General features: G+C 47.0%; 11 protein-coding genes. 5 read left to right on the forward strand and 6 right to left on the reverse strand.

Translation table 11 applies throughout. The features are described from left to right. The first annotated feature begins 547 nt into the window (after positions 1 to 547). The 4 genes from VV1_RS19390 (at position 548) to VV1_RS19405 (ending at position 4,882) form a co-directional block, all read left to right on the forward strand. Positions 548 to 2,002, forward strand: a complete 1,455-nt coding sequence (locus VV1_RS19390) for a DUF3360 family protein (protein WP_011081828.1) — start codon at positions 548 to 550, stop codon at positions 2,000 to 2,002. Between the two features lie 167 nt (positions 2,003 to 2,169). Beyond that, the gene (locus tag VV1_RS19395; RefSeq protein ID WP_011081829.1) at positions 2,170 to 2,565 is read left to right on the forward strand and encodes an ACT domain-containing protein; all 396 of its coding nucleotides are present in this window, start codon (positions 2,170 to 2,172) and stop codon (positions 2,563 to 2,565) included. Positions 2,566 to 2,648: 83 nt separating this feature from the next. After that, positions 2,649 to 4,181 carry a bifunctional GNAT family N-acetyltransferase/carbon-nitrogen hydrolase family protein gene (locus tag VV1_RS19400; protein WP_011081830.1) on the forward strand — a complete coding sequence of 511 codons (1,533 nt, stop codon included), beginning with the start codon at positions 2,649 to 2,651 and terminating at the stop codon, positions 4,179 to 4,181. A 104-nt stretch (positions 4,182 to 4,285) separates the two neighbouring features. After that, complete coding sequence (locus VV1_RS19405) at positions 4,286 to 4,882, forward strand: mechanosensitive ion channel family protein (RefSeq protein ID WP_043921173.1); 597 nt, start codon at positions 4,286 to 4,288, stop codon at positions 4,880 to 4,882. Between the two features lie 94 nt (positions 4,883 to 4,976). Here VV1_RS19405 and VV1_RS19410 read toward each other — a convergent pair whose 3' ends face one another. The 6 genes from VV1_RS19410 to VV1_RS19435 form a co-directional block, all read right to left on the reverse strand. Next, positions 4,977 to 7,196: an esterase-like activity of phytase family protein gene (locus tag VV1_RS19410; RefSeq protein WP_011081832.1), complete on the reverse strand. Its 2,220-nt coding sequence runs from the start codon at positions 7,194 to 7,196 to the stop codon at positions 4,977 to 4,979. A gap of 140 nt (positions 7,197 to 7,336) precedes the next feature. Beyond that, positions 7,337 to 7,840, reverse strand: a complete 504-nt coding sequence (locus VV1_RS19415) for a GNAT family N-acetyltransferase (protein WP_043921174.1) — start codon at positions 7,838 to 7,840, stop codon at positions 7,337 to 7,339. Between the two features lie 59 nt (positions 7,841 to 7,899). Next, a complete protein-coding gene (locus VV1_RS19420; RefSeq protein ID WP_043877587.1) occupies positions 7,900 to 9,513 on the reverse strand; it encodes a mechanosensitive ion channel family protein in 1,614 nt (537 codons plus the stop codon). A gap of 520 nt (positions 9,514 to 10,033) precedes the next feature. Further along, positions 10,034 to 10,303: a hypothetical protein gene (locus tag VV1_RS19425; protein ID WP_011081835.1), complete on the reverse strand. Its 270-nt coding sequence runs from the start codon at positions 10,301 to 10,303 to the stop codon at positions 10,034 to 10,036. Positions 10,304 to 10,650: 347 nt separating this feature from the next. Next, entirely contained in the window at positions 10,651 to 13,788 is a 3,138-nt protein-coding gene (locus VV1_RS19430) for an efflux RND transporter permease subunit (RefSeq protein ID WP_011081836.1), read from the reverse strand. Positions 13,789 to 13,799: 11 nt separating this feature from the next. Continuing rightward, positions 13,800 to 14,960 carry an efflux RND transporter periplasmic adaptor subunit gene (locus VV1_RS19435; RefSeq protein ID WP_011081837.1) on the reverse strand — a complete coding sequence of 387 codons (1,161 nt, stop codon included), beginning with the start codon at positions 14,958 to 14,960 and terminating at the stop codon, positions 13,800 to 13,802. Between the two features lie 399 nt (positions 14,961 to 15,359). Here VV1_RS19435 and VV1_RS19440 point away from each other — a divergent pair, with 399 nt between their 5' ends. Then, complete coding sequence (locus VV1_RS19440; protein WP_011081838.1) at positions 15,360 to 15,884, forward strand: putative pterin-binding protein; 525 nt, start codon at positions 15,360 to 15,362, stop codon at positions 15,882 to 15,884. The last annotated feature ends 5 nt before the right edge of the window (positions 15,885 to 15,889 follow it).

The following is a 15,889-nucleotide window of genomic DNA, read 5'->3' on the forward strand; positions in this document are numbered from 1 at the left end:
CCATTGCCTTACAGCGACCTACAACAACCAATCACTTTGGAAAGGACACACTGCAAACGTTAATTATTCCAAGAGGTTATACCTAATGGGGGGATTAACGTTTCTAAAGGCATGATTTTTGTTTTGCCTCAAACTTAAATAACCATACAAAATGTAAGAATATATTTATTTCCCACTTTCAGATTTAAATACCATATATGAATTACTTAATAGAGATATATTCTTATTTAACAATAATGTCGCACTGTCTATGAAAAATCACGCCAATCACATAAAAGTTAAATTAAAACAACACTTTATAATTGCGTAAAATTTCAGAAATATATGAAACATAGATAATAAAAACAATTTAAATATCATGCATTTGAAATGTAAAGACACTCTCATAAAATAGGTTTCATACTCTGTTTTATTGAAAATGTGCACTGGCTCGACTTAATTAACTTCAATACATGAATGCGAAATAAATAATGATTCATGTCAAAAATGATTTTGCCATCGGCCTCTAATAATAAATCAGTCAAAAAGGATTTATTATGGAGAAACCATGAGCCAACACGAATCATCTAGCTATCAGTCTCGTCGTCGCAAGGCGAACGAGTTTTCTACTCGATCGGAATACTTAGAACATGAACTGAATATTCTCTCCTTTAAAAAATGGCGCGTACATCTGCCTTTCCGCGACTTTGGTATTGAAATTGAAGACTGGGTGCCCGCCATCGCAGCCACTATTGGTAAAGTGGTGATGGTCACCGCAATGGTGGCCGCTTTCGCCGCCCAGTTTGGCCTTTCCCCTGAATTTGTTGCTGAAAACGTACGCTATGAGTTGATCATCGCGGGTCTTTTGTTTGTTATCTTTTTTTCCGCGATTTTAAACCCTAGAGCCAACTTAGCCGGCACGCACGGGCCCATGATTCCATTGATTCCGCTTGTTGCCGCAGCAGGTGGACACCCACTCGCTCTAGGCATCATGGTTGGCGTGTTTGGTTTGATCCTCAGCGCCACCAAAGGCGGCTCAAAACTGGTTCGTTTAACCGGTGAAGGGGTTCGCGGTGGATTGCTGATTTATTTAGGCGCAGTGGGACTGATTAGCCAACTGAGCAAGTTTGAAAGCTGGTCAGTGGCCTCTGGCATGGAGTCGGTCTCGTTTGTAGTGATCTCCACCACCATTGTGATCTACGCCTATTTGGCGAAAATTGAAAAACGCTGGTTGGCGATCCCGCTGTGTTCGTTGATTGCTGGTGTGGTTTCCTACCTAATGGGCGTGCCATTTGAATTCACCACAGAGCCTGGCTTACCGAACATGAGCCCATTCTACTGGTGGGGCGAAGAGACAGGTTGGCAGTTAGGTTGGCCTGAGTTTGAGCACTACATTGCGGTGATTCCTTTCGCGATTTTGGCTGTCGCCATGTGGTCACCCGATTTTCTTGGCCACCGCGTATTCCAAGAACTGAACTACCCGAAAACCGCCAAAGATGCACTGATGGATGTGGACGACACCATGACGGTTTGCTCAATTCGTCAGATCATTGGTGCTGGCCTTGGTGGCGGTAACCTCGCATCGTCTTGGGGAACGTACATGATCCCAGCAGCGATTGCCAAACGCCCCATCCCTGGAGGCGCTCTGCTTACGGGTATTCTGTGTATCGTTGCAGCTGTGCTGGGCTATCCGATGGATCTGGCGATGTGGGAACCGGTACTGCGCGTTGCGCTGTTGGTAGGCGTATTCCTGCCGTTACTGGAAGCGGGCATGCAGATGGTACGTAACGCTCGTAACTCGCAAAGTGCGGGGATTTGTATGTTTGCTTGTGCGCTGGTTAACCCCGTTTTCGGTTGGGCAATTACCATGTTGCTCGACAATACGGGCCTCATTGGCAACCGCGAGCGCAGCGAAACGTTAAACCGCACTGACCGTTTAGGCATTCCACTCGCAACCGTATTAGTTTGTGTTGGCGCGTTAGCCGCTGTTGGTCAATTACCGGGCATTCCTGCGCTTCTTTAACGCTGGTTTTGCCGAAAGATCCGCTCAAAGGGCGGATCTTTTTCTTTCTGAATGCTCCGTCAGATTAGCCAAACTGATCCGCCATTAGTTTGATTCAATAGACTTCCTCTCTTTTGCTTCCTATGCTGCGGTGACGCATATCTCGTCACGCAATACAAGGAAAGATCATGACCGGCATTACCGATTTACAGCACCTACTTCAATCGATGTCTCCACAATTGGTTGAGGGCGACTATGTTTTTTGCACCGTCGATGGCCCACTTAAGGACTATCTACACCTTGACCCCATCGCTACATTTCGTGAGCAAGAAGGGCTCACTTTGGTGCTTGAAGCTCAGCAAGCCGAACAAGCCGGATTGACTACCGATAGCCGTTTTTGTTTGATTACCCTCACCGTCCATTCAAGCTTAGAAGCCGTCGGGCTAACCGCCGCTTTTGCCAGCAAGTTAGCCAGTTATGGCATTAGCGCCAACGTGATTGCAGGTTATTATCACGACCATATTTTTGTACCAAAAGGAAAAGCTCACGAGGCAATGAGCGCACTCACTGAGTTGACTGCGTAGAAAAATTCGCCAAAGCCCCCGCTTTGAAAAAACCGTTGCGATAATGTTAGAGTATAAAAAACGGTTATTCAGGATAAGGATATATGAAGACACCCACCCCAAAGCTTTCATTACGCATATTGAAAAAAAGTGATTACGAGCAAGTGGCCAGTTTAATGGATTTGGTTTTTCACGACGTCGGCGGGGCTTGGCCAAGAATGACCATAATGGATCTCATTCATCAGTTCCCTGATGGACAAATCTGCATAGAGGATTCCGGTAAAATCATTGCGGCAGCGCTCACCATCAAAGTGGATTATAACCGCTTCTCTCTCCCCCATGTATATACCGATATCATCAATGAAAACAATGTAATACAACACAAATCAAATGGTGATGCCTTGTATGGCCTCGACGTATTTGTTCACCCGGATTATCGCGGGCTACGTTTGGGTCGAAGACTGTATGAAGCGCGAAAAGAGCTGTGTCGAAGCAATAACCTCAAAGCCATCTTGGCGGGTGGTCGAATTCCCGGATACAAGCCATACGGCGGAAAACTGCCTGTGGCAGAGTACATAGAAAAAGTCTCACGCAAAGAGCTTCATGACCCAATACTCTCATTTCAGCTCTCAAACGATTTCGATGTGAAGCGCATCATGCGCCATTATCTTCCCGAAGATGACAGCTCACACGGTTACGCAACGTTACTGGAATGGGACAACTTCTTTTATGAAGAAGACGTCTATTCCGTTCATGACATCGAGAAAACGATTGTTCGTATCGGTATTGTGCAGTGGCAAATGCGCATGGTGAACGATTTGGAAGACTTGTTGGATCAGGCGGAGTTTTTTATTGATTCGCTGTCAAAATACAAAGCGGATTTCGCACTCTTTCCGGAGTTCTTTAACGCGCCTTTAATGGGATTGGCAGAAGATCAAAACTCTGTTGAAGCGATTCGCTTCCTCGCCTCGTTCTCTGAGCGTGTCAAACTGACCATGTCTCAACTTGCCGTGACCTACAACATTAATATCATCGCAGGCAGCATGCCTGTTTTAGAAAACGGCCAGCTTTACAACATCTCTTACTTGCTTCGTCGTGATGGCACGATTGAGTCCCAACATAAAATCCACATTACCCCACATGAACAACGAGACTGGGTTATTGATGGCGGCGACAAAGTTTCGGTGTTTGACACCGATGCGGGACGTATTGGGATTTTGATTTGTTATGACAGTGAGTTTCCCGAGCTCGGACGTATGCTGGCTGAACAAGGCGTGCAGATCATTTTTGTTCCGTTCTGGACGGATACCAAAAATGGTTATCAACGTGTGAGAATTTGCTCCCAAGCGCGCGCGATTGAAAATGAATGTTATGTCGCCATTGGTGGTAGTGTTGGCAACCTGCCTAGGGTCGATAACGTCGATATCCAATACGCTCAATCGGCAGTGTTCTCACCTTCAGACGTGTTCTTCCCACACGATGCCACCATTGCAGAAGCAAGCCCAAATACGGAAATGATCATTTTTGCCGATGTGGATTTGGATAAACTCAAGCAACTGAACATGGAAGGCTCAGTGACCAACTTACGTCATCGACGAATGGATCTTTATGGTGGATTCACTCAGAAAAAAGAATAGATACAAACCAAGCCATTGACACTTGTGATGATTGCTCTTTTTTATTGGTGCTTTAGCATAAATAGGTTATAAAAACGCTCAACAAACCAATGAGTAACAGCTTGATGAATCAGTGGATTAATTTTGAACAGTGGAGTCAGTACATTCCTTCTGACTCCTTTCTCTTTAAACTCCTTATGGCGCTGGTGCTGCTCGCCGCGTATCAGGTTGTCAAAAAAATCACCAACCGTGCGGTGGCCAATTTAGCCCTCTCAAAGGGTGTGAATAAGGCAAGGCAAAGCTTTATTCAACGGGCATTTAATACCGCACTGCTCTTCCTGTTCGCCTCAATTTTTTCGGTAATCGCAGGAATCGGATACGGCGATGTGTCGCTGTTCCTTTCTTCTATCTTTGCGGTCTTAGGGGTCGCCTTCATTGCTCAGTGGTCAATCCTCAGTAATGTCACCGCCAGTTTTTTGATCTTTTTCGTTTTCCCATACAAAGTGGGCGATCGAATCAAAGTGGTGGACAAAGACGAAGACATCAGCGGCGAAATTCTCGATATCAGCATGTTCCATGTGCTGATAAAGCACGATAATGGCCACGTGATCACCTACCCCAATAACTTGATGCTGCAAAAAGCGGTGCTTAAGTTAGGGCAAAAAACGCCACAAAAAGCCAAATCAACCGCTCGCTTGTACACACGAATCAAGAAGAAGTAACACGCAACTTTGCCGATGCGCCTAAAATAAAGCCCCATTCTCGTGTCGCCGATTTATCGTGCTAAGAGTGGGGCTTTTTCATTGTGCTATTGGGTTAGTTGAACGTCTTGGTCAGTTTGAAAAATAGCGTCTCACCACTGCTGTCATCCACACCATCATTGTCAGTTACCGCGTAGCCGTGGCCATTCACATCAATCGCGAAGCCTTCAATTTTATCTGTGACATATCCCTTGTTGGCTTTGAAATGCGGCAGAAAATCGTACACCATTTCTTTTTGTACGACAGGCAAAGGAGAACCAAGTTCTACTGGCTTAAGATCGGTGAGTGAGACACGGTACAAACGTTTGATCTTCGCCTGCTTACCAAGCTGATTATCACGTTCAATGACATAGAGGTTGCCTTGATACGCAGTAATTTCAGACAAGCCGACCCAGCCTTTATCACTCTGCTCTAGCGGATAACTCACTGCGCCCCACTGGCGAGTTTTAGTGTTATAGCTCAGCAATTTAGTGGTGTTTTTCGCATCATCTTTCCACGGTCGCTGCAACGCAATCCACAATACATCGTCAACGCGTGTAATGCCTTCTGCGCCATAGCGCGTTTGGTGCTTGAGTAGCTCTTGAGGGAACAATACTCGCTCCATCACTTCCCCCTGCGCGTTAACATGCACCAGTGCGTGTGGAATCGCTTTTTTCTCATTGCCTTCAGAAGCTAACCAGAAGCCGCCCTTTCCATCGGTGGTGATCCCTTCGAGGTCGAGTTTTTTGGCTGCTTTTCCATTCTCCGTCACTCTTAATGCCTGCCTAATCACTGCAGGCTGAGCAAAAGCATCAATCGTGAAGATGGTTGGCTGAGCAGAGTAAAAGCTGTCATTCACTGCGTAGAAAGTCGCGGCCTTTTGGCTATCCGCCACCAGCCCAGATAATGCTCCCCAACCAATTGGCGCGTTATTTTTGTCATTGGCTGAGACAATTTGCGGATAATTGGCCACCCCTGACGATAATTGATAGATCATCACATGAGATCGAGCGCTGCCGTCTTCCACCAAATCGGCTTCATTGGCGGTCACCAATAGATTGCGCTGCGGAATGGCAATGGCGGATTCTGGCGCAATACCTGAAGGCAACAACTGTAACCACTGCGGTTCACGCCCAGTGTCTTTATACACGCCCACTACCGAACCCCGCTCGGAGAGCACGAAGATATAACGCTGGCCGTTAAAGGTCGCGACCTCCAACCCTTCTGGTTCAATGCCTTTTTTACCAGAACGTTTTTCAGGATAATGGCCCGCACGTATCACTTGATGCTCAAACGATGCGCCACTTTCGAATAACACATCGCCACGCTGGTTAAAGATGGTAAAACCACGCGCCCCGCCCTGATAATCACCTTCGTTGGCAATCACTAAGCGCTCGTTGTCTAACCATTTCACCGCATCCGGCTCGCGGTGTACGCCTTTTTGCTCACCCGTGAAGGTCAGCGCCCCCTCTTTCTTCACATCAATCTGGGTAAGATCCACACTGCCTGCGGAGAAATGATTAAGCACTTTTGCGCTCGCCGCATCAACGATCACCATATGGTTGTTCTCTTGCAAAGTGACGGCGATTTGGTTGGCATCGTTAAATGCAACAAATTCGGGTTCCGGATCATCAGCACCAATGGTCGCTAAGCCCGTCAATTCAACGCGTTTGGCGCTTTGGCAATCTGGTTTACCTTGTTTAGTCTGCAAGACGACCAAATAACCTGCTGGCAGTTGTGGCAGAGCACCATCGTTCAGCTCCTCGTCGCGTTCGTTTTCGATCGCTACTGCAATAAACTGACCATCTTTCGACACGGCCACCGAATCTGGCTGACCACCTAAATCACACTGGTCGGTGATTTTACGGCTGTTCACAGATACCACCGCTAAGTAACCAGAAGGTTGCGTATAACTTTTCGAGGTATTCACGCCAGCGATGACCCAATTATCAAACGCAGCCACCGAGGTAGGCTCACCGTTGAGAGAGAGAAAACCCGCCGCTTTGGGCTGATTGGCTTGCTTAATATCGATAAAACCGATGCCACCCAGTGGGCTGTCAGAATAGATCAGCGTGTTGCCATCAGGTGTTACCGTAATAATTTCCGCAGACGTTGTTTTTTGCTTATCAAACCCCGCAGGTAGGTTGTCTGCCACGGCAAAACTGGCAATACGCTTAAAGCTTTCGGTGGTGCTAGACCTTTCTGCTGCACTCGCGAACGTGGTCAATGAAGCCCCCAAAAACATCGCCGCCGTGACACTTTGTCGCAGCAACGAGCGTGGAAATAGATGAGCCATATAAATATCCTTATCAATGAGAAAATGACGCTACCGTAGCGGGAATTTATGACAAATGCGTGAGCATCTGATGGCATTTTTATGATGACCAGTTGCAATCTTAAAGGCGTGGCACACTCTGTGATGAAAACAGTGATGATTCAGTGTGAGAGACGTTGACGAGGGTGGGTTAATGACGACATGACGGCAAGCGTGTCAAGCTCATGGCTGAGCGCTAAATAGTACCAATCAAAGCAAAGTCCGCTATTTCGCAGGTTAGAGAAGCGCCCAAAGTGTTCGAATCCCAACTTCATTAAGTTTTGGTTCGACGCCAAGTTCTCCGGTTTGATCACTGCGTATAACAGTGATAAACCTTGCTCACGGGCATAATCGATGCGCATTTGAGTCAGGCGCTTGGCAATGCCTCGCCCCTGATACTCAGGTAAGACATACAAATGGCCAATTTCACCGATGGTTGGCTGAGTCAGAGTTTTGATCGTCGCAACAGCAATCACTTGTTCACCATCCAGCGCCACTGCCACGCAGTAATCGTGAGCAAGATTAATGGGGGTCATCAGTCGCTTCGCGTTCGGCAAGGTGTTCAGATGAGCTTGTGCCTCAAGCAACTGAGCAGAATTGGGATGAAGTTGATAGTGAATCGACACCGATGCAGTCTCCAACGAGCTTATTGAGCTCCCTCAATAAGCTCTATTGCGAACAAAAACTAAGGCAGCGCTTGTGCCTCAAACGTGGCAGGCACAATACGAGAACCATTGTTCTCTACAATTTCCATTATGCCTAAGTGTAGCTCCTGCGCAGCCACTTGGTAGACGGGCAAACTTTTGCTGCCAATGTAGGCAAACACGTTGATTTCCAACCCATGTGCACCAAAGCCTCGAAAGGTGACTCGCAATGGTTTTTTATCCACTTTTTCGTGATTTTCCAGCAGCGCTTTGATCTCTTCAATGATGGTTTTCAACTGTGCTGTAGTGGTGCAGTAATCCAAACGAATATCGGTTTTAAAGCGAATTTTCTCTCGCTCGGAGATGTTTTCGATCTCCATTTCCGCCAGTTTTGCGTTGGGCACGTGAATCACTGTGCGGTCAATAGTACGCACTCGGGTGCAGCGTAAACCAATCTCTTCAACGGTGCCTCGGATGCCTCCAAAGCTACACAGGTTCCCCACTTTCACTGGCGCCGCAGAGTAGAGCGTCATGGTGCCAATGAAGTTCTCTAATGACTGTTTCGATGCCAGCGCCAGTGCCACGCCACCAACCCCCATACCAGCCAACAACGCCGTTGCATTGAAGCCGTGGTATTCCATCCATGACAGTACCGCAAACACCAACAAGATAATGCGGAAGAAAGTGAGAAATGGCCTGACCATCGCTGCGCTTTGCTTGTTGCCTTTGTCGATTAGCCGCTCACGCATCACGTATTGCAGCAGACCAATCAACGCCCAACCTAGCCACAAACTGGCGAGGAAAAAGAGATACCCATTATCGATTAGCTCGCGCGCTGTCACGGTTAAGGTGGTGTTTGAGAGCAGAGAGTGATCCAACCCTAGTGCAAGGAAAAACAGTAAAGGCCCGGACAACAAATTAGCCAGATCATCTTTCATCTTCATTTTACTGCGGCGAACAAGCCAGCTCGCGAGCAGGGCAAATGGCGTGATGACTAAAAAGGAGGCGCCAAGATAAGCCGAAAGCAGCGCAATCTCCCACAGATTCAGTTTGAAAAGGTACCCACGTGGCACGTTGTCGATGAACCATTCACTCAGAGGCCCATAACCCAACTCTTCATATAATTTGGGAACCATGGTGACAGTCGCGTTCGACACTTTCCAAATTTTTCCTAGGCTTTTGCTCGGTACTTGCTGCAACAACAAGGTAATTTCGGCGTCTTTAATGGTGATCACGCCAAAAGAGTCACGATACTCAGGCAAAAAATCATCATCGGCACCCGCAGGCGAATCACTGATGTCTTGTAAGTTGATCCAGACATTGCGCTCAATTATCGCATGCAGCTGCCGAGCATACTCCGCCCCTTGCTGAGGATTCAGATGAGAAGGTAAGTAACGCATATCAAGGTATTTTGCGGCTTTCGCATAATCTTGCGCATAAGCGGCCACCAAAAAACCATTTAGAGCACCACGGGGCGTATCACGCTGTAAAGGGTCTTTATACTGATAAGGCAAAGTCAGATTTGCGTCTGTTGCGGCCGGAGCGCTGCTCGCCTCTTCCGTCATATTGAGCAATAAACTGCTCGGGATCGCTTGAACAATAGGAGAAAAAAAGCCAATAACGAGGAGTAGCACTCTAAGCGCGTTCAAAACCATGTCACATCCATTTGGGTTAGCATTCACAGGCGAAGTTTATAGTTGCAATCTCGCGCTGACCAGAAATAGTTAACAATGTTAATGAATTGCCATCTTCACGCGTCGCAAGAGACAAAATGCGCGCAAGTTAATGTGCACTTTTCATTAAAAATGAAAATAAATTGAAAAATATGAACATGATATTCGTATGATTAAACGTAAAATCCACATATAAAGTAAGCATAATTTCAACAATTCTGGAATCTATGATTACTGAATTTACATTTTAACAAAGGTAACAAAGGTGTTACTTTACACAGCGCTGGTCAGACTGATTCGAAGCGTCCAATCCCTTGAAAGCTTCTTGACAGGAACAAAATGGATTTTTTGGCGACCATCTCCAAAATGAATAGACACACCAAATATGGTGCCCTTTTTGCCCACGTAACAGCCTATACGTGGGCTTTCTTTTTGCCTGTACCTCAAACATTTACGTCTTACAAAAACGCATTACATTAGAGGAGAAGAGCAACCAATTCCATTACGACTTAGTTTGATCCACTTTCTGACACTTAATGTGCACTAACTGTTCTTGTTCTTCTTTAATGTGCTTCACGAGTTTAGCGTCACGCTCTTCAATCGCTTTTGCATTCTCTTGGTTAATGCTGACGATCGCTTCTTGTTTCATGGCACTCATATCGTATTTCAGTTCTTCACTCCATTGAGTTGTTTCAAGGGAATTAGCCTGTACTACGGACGATGCTGCAAGGATTGCAATCAGACTAGGAACGAAGAGAATTGAACGTTTCATATTTATTTCCTCACGCTTTGGATTTTTATTACCAACTGCATTCTAGATTGCACTATGCGTGCCAATTTTATAAATGATACATATCAATCACTTACAGTTATGCAAAATATCAATCAATCGAAGCGTTGGCGAAATTTACAAACTGTGTGCAAATTTTACCAATTGTTTCCAACTCACTTTTGCATCGGTGATGCTCACAAAGTGTTCTACCTGCTGATTCACATGCTGATGATCTTTTTTGTGGTGCTATCTAAAGCGTAGAGGCTGTTGTCACTTTGTGCTCACCGTAAAACGCAAGGCATAAAAAATGCCGCTCGTAAGCGGCATGGGATAATGATAAATCAGCCTTAAGCGTTCGCTTTACGCAGTGAGGAGAAGCGTCGCCATGGATAGCAGAGACCACGCCATACTTTGCCGAGCAGATGTTTAATGTCTTCCAAGATCAAGTAAAGACATGGCACTAACACCAGCGTCAGCAAGGTAGCAAAGAGCACAGCAAACCCCAGAGCGACAGCCATTGGAATGACAAATCTCGCCTGCAAGCTGGTTTCGAACATGATCGGTAACACCCCAACAAAGGTGGTGATCGAGGTCAGTGTGATCGCGCGAAAACGTGCGCAACCCGCCTGCACCACCGCATCTTTGATCGACATTCCTTCACGGCGCACTTGGTTAACATAATCCGTCATGACCAGAGAATCATTGATCACGACCCCCGCAGCCGCAATGAGGCCGAAGGTGGACATCATACTGATATCGAGACCCAACCAGTAATGACCCCAAATGGCCCCAGTGAGACTAAACGGAATAACCGACATCACTATTAACGGCTGCGTATAACTCTTCAGTGGTACTGCCAGCAAGATATAAACAATGATCATCCCCGCGACAAAGAAAATGATCTGCTCATTACGCTGCGCTTGCTGTTCCTCAATGCTGCCACCAAGCTCCGTTCGGACGCCAGGGAATTTCTCTTTCAATTCAGGCAATAACGACTCCCGTACGGTTTTCACCACTTCGTTTGGCTCGACCACTTCCTCATCGATGGAGCCGTAAACATAAACGGTTTTGTAGCCTTGCTCACGACGAATACTGCTCACGCCCGGCTGCTCATCAATGGTCACGACATCACCGAGCATCACTTTCTTGCCAGTGGGCGTGGTGATCACCGCGTAACGAAGTGAGGCAAACGCCTCACGCGTCAATTTCGGATAACGCACCATCACCTTCAGCTCTTCTCCATCGCGGATAAAACGTTGTGCTTCGCCGCCATAAAAACTGCCACCAACTTGTTCAGCAATCATGGTGAGATCTAAGCCCAAGTCATAAGCCACAGGAGCCAGAGAGAGCAGTACTTCTTTACTTCCTGAATCAATGCTTGAGGAGATATCAAACAGGCCATTTTGCTCCTGCAAACGCGTGATCAGGTAACGCCCTGCCGCATTGAGCTGCTCAATATCCGTGCCAAAGAGGCGATAGCCAAACTCATCACCATCATCGCCACTGTTGGTGGCATCACGAATAGTGAGGCTTTTTACCCCCGCGAGAGTGGGCAGTTTTTCACGCCACATTCTTGAAAGTTCAAAGGTATTAAATGGGCGAAGCTCTTCATCCACCAAGGGCACGACTATGCGCCCTTCGGTGCGTCCTCGGTTGTATGAAAGCATGTCGCGTATCATGCCACGTCCATGTTGCGCGATGGTCTCCTCTTCAACCTCGTTGATCACTCGCTCAATCTGTTTCAACGCGTCAATGGTCTGCTCACTGGAAACGTTGTCGTTCATTTTCACCGTCACCGCAGGAAAATCCGTCGGCACTTTCGGGTTCATGATGATGCGAACATGATTGGAAGTGACCAAACCAACACTGATCACCAATAAAACCACAAAAAACGCCATCACACTCCAACGCCAATGAGTGCATTTGCGCACAAAGCGCTGGTAAGGCCCATTCACGAAACCAAAGAAACGTGTATTGAAGCGAGCACGCCAGCCATCTGGTTTGATGGGGCTAAATTTGGTGTGCGCTAAGTGAGCCGGAAGAATCAATTTAGACTCAATCAAGCTGAAAATAAGGCAGAGCATCACAACCGCCGCAATGCCGACAAAAAACGCGCGCTCAGGGCCTGATGACATCAAAAATGGGGCGAACACCGCAATGGTGGTGAGGACGCCAAAAGTCGCGGGTGTTGCCACCTTTTTCACCCCAGTGATGACATTGTCAACGCCACCGCCTTTTTTCTCGATTTCACTGTAGGCGCTTTCGCCTATGACAATCGCATCATCCACCACAATGCCCAGCACCATAATGAAGGCAAACAGTGAAACGATGTTGATCGTCACGCCAATAAAAGGCATCACCATCACCGCGCCAAGGAAACAAACGGGCAAGCCAATCATTACCCACAACGCTAAGCGCACACGCAAGAAAATACTCAACATGATGGCAACTAAAACGGCCCCTTGCAGGAGGTTTTTCAGCATCATGTCCAAACGCCCTTGCAAGTAATAAGTCATGTCGACCAGTGTTTTGATTTGCAAATCATCGGGTAGCAGCTCATTTTTATGCGCAATGTAAGCTTTGACCGATTCAGCGACTGGGATCATGTCCTGATCTTTGGTCGCCTTCACCGACAAATAAATCGCATTTTGCCCCGAAAACTGGAAGTAACGCTCAGCTTCGGTAAAGCCATCTTTTATGGTCGCAATGTCTTGCAGTAAGACTTTCGCGCCATTGGCGCCTAACTTGACGGGAATATTGCGAAACTCTTCCCCTTTGTAGTACTGGTTTTCAATCCTCACGGCAATCATGCCAGCGCTCGTGCTCACTTCACCCGCGGAGTAGTTCGCGGAATAGCGGCGAATCGCGTTAGTTACGTCGTTTAAGGTCAGGTCATATTTGCGCAGCACGAGCGGATCCACTTCAATCGCAATTTCCTCTTCTGGCGCACTCAATTCCACCAGCATGACGTTTTGCAATTGCAGCAGCTCATCTTCGATCTTCTTCGCGATCGGTTTGAGCTCTTCCAATGGCCGATCTCCAACTAACGACAGTTCAATCACATCTTGGCGAAACTCATATTGATAGATGTTGACGGGCTCCATGCCTTTCGGAAAGCTCGCAATGGTGCTGATTCTCTGTTTCACATCATCCAACACCTCTTTGATGTCGGCTTTGACGTTGATCTCCAATGAGATATGCGCGTTGCCGCGCGAGGCGGTAGAAACGGCTTGCTTGATACCCGTCACGTCTTTGAGTGACTCTTCCATCTTGAGCAAAATGCTCTCTTCAATCTCTTGAGGAGAAGCACCCGGATAGCTAGCGCTAACGTTGATGTAATTCACTTCAATGTTCGGAAACATCTGACGTTGAATGAAAAAGAAACTGACGATCCCCATGATGATGATGAACACCATCAGTAGGTTGGCCGCCACTGAGTTGTGCGCGAAATAGCTGATCAGGCCGCGCTGTTGGTTAGATTCCATCCTGCGCTCCTTTAGCCTTGATTTGCTGCGTCAGCGTTTTTTGCCTGAGAGAGCTTTACCGACATGCCTTTTTGTGGATATTCCGGCACCGTGAGCACCAGTTTATCGCTCTGCTCAATACCCTCTGAAATCAGGACAAATTCACCTTCTGAACGCAATACATTGACGGTTCTTGGATAGAGCTGGTTTTCCTCGTTCACGACCCAAACCGTGCGGTTGCTAACCAGTTCTTGCGGCAAGCGATAGATGTGTTTGAGCTCTTTGCCTGCAAATTGCACCTCCACGTAGGAGCCGAACTTGATCGCCGGCTTTTGCGAATTAATGCCATACGGGTCATCAATACGAACCACAACGTTGATCATGCGTGTGGCGGAATCAATCATCGCTAAGTCACGGTCAATGTTGCCCTCTCGTTCGACTTGGCGAAGCCCCTGCAAACGAATGGTGGCACGAATGTTCGACAGTTTTTCAGGCAAGAAAGCACTGTCAAAGCCAGCAATAGGAATGTGAATTTCAGCCGCTTCAATATTGTTGAGTAGCGCAACTTCACTGCCTGCGGAAATAAATTGGCCAACCCCTATTTGTCGTGAGACGACTAACGCGTCGTACGGGGCGACCACCTTACAGTTTTCCAGATCGCGCTCTGCTCGTTTGAGCGATGCCAGTGCCGATTTCACCTGGGCTTCCGCGCTGAGCAATTGTGGCTTACGCAAATAGAGATCAGACACTTGTTTGTCGTTCAGGTTTTTGGCTTGGCGCTCAGCAACTTTCGCTTTCGCTTTTTCCTCGATCAACGCCGCTTTTGCCGACGCTAACTCCGCTTCGGCTTGTAACACAGCCGCTTGGTAGTTATCCGATTCAATGGAAAACAGCACCTCTCCACGCTTTACAATTCCCCCCGTAACAAAGTTCGGGTGCCAAGACACCACCTCACCAGAGACTTGCGCAGACAAACGGGTCGTTTCAAAAGGCACCAACTCGCCATGACTGGTGATCATCACCTTGTGTTCCGTTGGGAACAGTGGGGCCGTTTCGACAATGGTTTCGGCCACAGCCTCTTTTTTATCGTCTGTTTCCGGCCCCGATGCAGCGATGGCTTGATAAGCAACGTATCCGCCCCCCAACAGGGCGACAGGCAAAATCCAACGAGCGACATTGTGTAACATGAGCATCCTTATTCTGTGTTTTATTTACCTCGCTAAAACGTCACGCCAGCGAGGTATTGTTATGTTTTACGTTTCTCTCTTCGATTCGATCTCAAATCCACTTGCCGAACACACTTCAATAGGCAAGATTCATATCAAAAACTCAAAAGATAGACAGCGTAAATACCTTGAAATTCCCTTTTTGTAACAATTTTTGTGCCAAATGTTATTTATCTATTTTTCAATTACTTACAAAATAAAGCATTCAAAATGAAAATAATTGGCGCGAATATCGCTCACTTTTGGTCATATTTGCCAAACGCATCTTCACGCTGATGCCACCATGACTTTGGGCATTTTCTCGTTCAATAAGCACCAGAGTCGGTTTGAAAGGCGGCTTTTTATAACCTATTTTCAAAGGTATGAATGGTTTATGCATCGCTGGAGATGACAATGAAATTTGCTTGGCTAATCGGGATACTCGCTCTGCTCCCAACATTGTGTTTGGCACAAATTTACCCTCCTCCCCAGGGTGAAGTTTTACTGACCATTAGTGGCAACATTGACAACCGCAACTCTCCGGATGGCTTTGTGCTTGATAGAGAAACGCTCGCTTCTTTTGAGCAAGTGACCATTCAAACTGACAATCATGTTGTCGCCTCCGTTTATCAATACCAAGGCCCACGGCTGTCGGATCTACTGAGTTATGTCGGTGCAAAAGGCAGCGAGTTGATTGTATTGGCGTGGGATGATTACGTCGCCACTATTCCAATCGAGGATGTGACCAATTACCCCGTGATCCTCGCCACGCACGAAAATGGCAAAGTCATGACGATTGACGATAAAGGCCCGCTATTTGTGGTGTATCCCTTTAGTGACAACCCGGAGTTACGCTTTGACCTTTACTACAATCGCTCCGTTTGGCAAGTCCGTGAAATCAAAGTGGAATGAGGAAA

The organism is Vibrio vulnificus CMCP6 (genome assembly GCF_000039765.1).
GTDB classification, from domain to species: Bacteria; Pseudomonadota; Gammaproteobacteria; order Enterobacterales; family Vibrionaceae; genus Vibrio; species Vibrio vulnificus_B.

What these genes read in the sequence shown, in the direction of transcription:
- VV1_RS19390 (WP_011081828.1), top strand. Translation starts at nt 548, where the DNA reads ATGAGCCAACACGAATCATCTAGCTATCAGTCTCGTCGTCGCAAGGCG.
- VV1_RS19395 (WP_011081829.1), top strand. Translation starts at nt 2,170, where the DNA reads ATGACCGGCATTACCGATTTACAGCACCTACTTCAATCGATGTCTCCA.
- VV1_RS19400 (WP_011081830.1), top strand. Translation starts at nt 2,649, where the DNA reads ATGAAGACACCCACCCCAAAGCTTTCATTACGCATATTGAAAAAAAGT.
- VV1_RS19405 (WP_043921173.1), top strand. Translation starts at nt 4,286, where the DNA reads ATGAATCAGTGGATTAATTTTGAACAGTGGAGTCAGTACATTCCTTCT.
- VV1_RS19410 (WP_011081832.1), bottom strand. Translation starts at nt 7,196, where the DNA reads ATGGCTCATCTATTTCCACGCTCGTTGCTGCGACAAAGTGTCACGGCG.
- VV1_RS19420 (WP_043877587.1), bottom strand. Translation starts at nt 9,513, where the DNA reads ATGGTTTTGAACGCGCTTAGAGTGCTACTCCTCGTTATTGGCTTTTTT.
- VV1_RS19425 (WP_011081835.1), bottom strand. Translation starts at nt 10,303, where the DNA reads ATGAAACGTTCAATTCTCTTCGTTCCTAGTCTGATTGCAATCCTTGCA.
- VV1_RS19430 (WP_011081836.1), bottom strand. Translation starts at nt 13,788, where the DNA reads ATGGAATCTAACCAACAGCGCGGCCTGATCAGCTATTTCGCGCACAAC.
- VV1_RS19435 (WP_011081837.1), bottom strand. Translation starts at nt 14,960, where the DNA reads ATGCTCATGTTACACAATGTCGCTCGTTGGATTTTGCCTGTCGCCCTG.
- VV1_RS19440 (WP_011081838.1), top strand. Translation starts at nt 15,360, where the DNA reads ATGGTTTATGCATCGCTGGAGATGACAATGAAATTTGCTTGGCTAATC.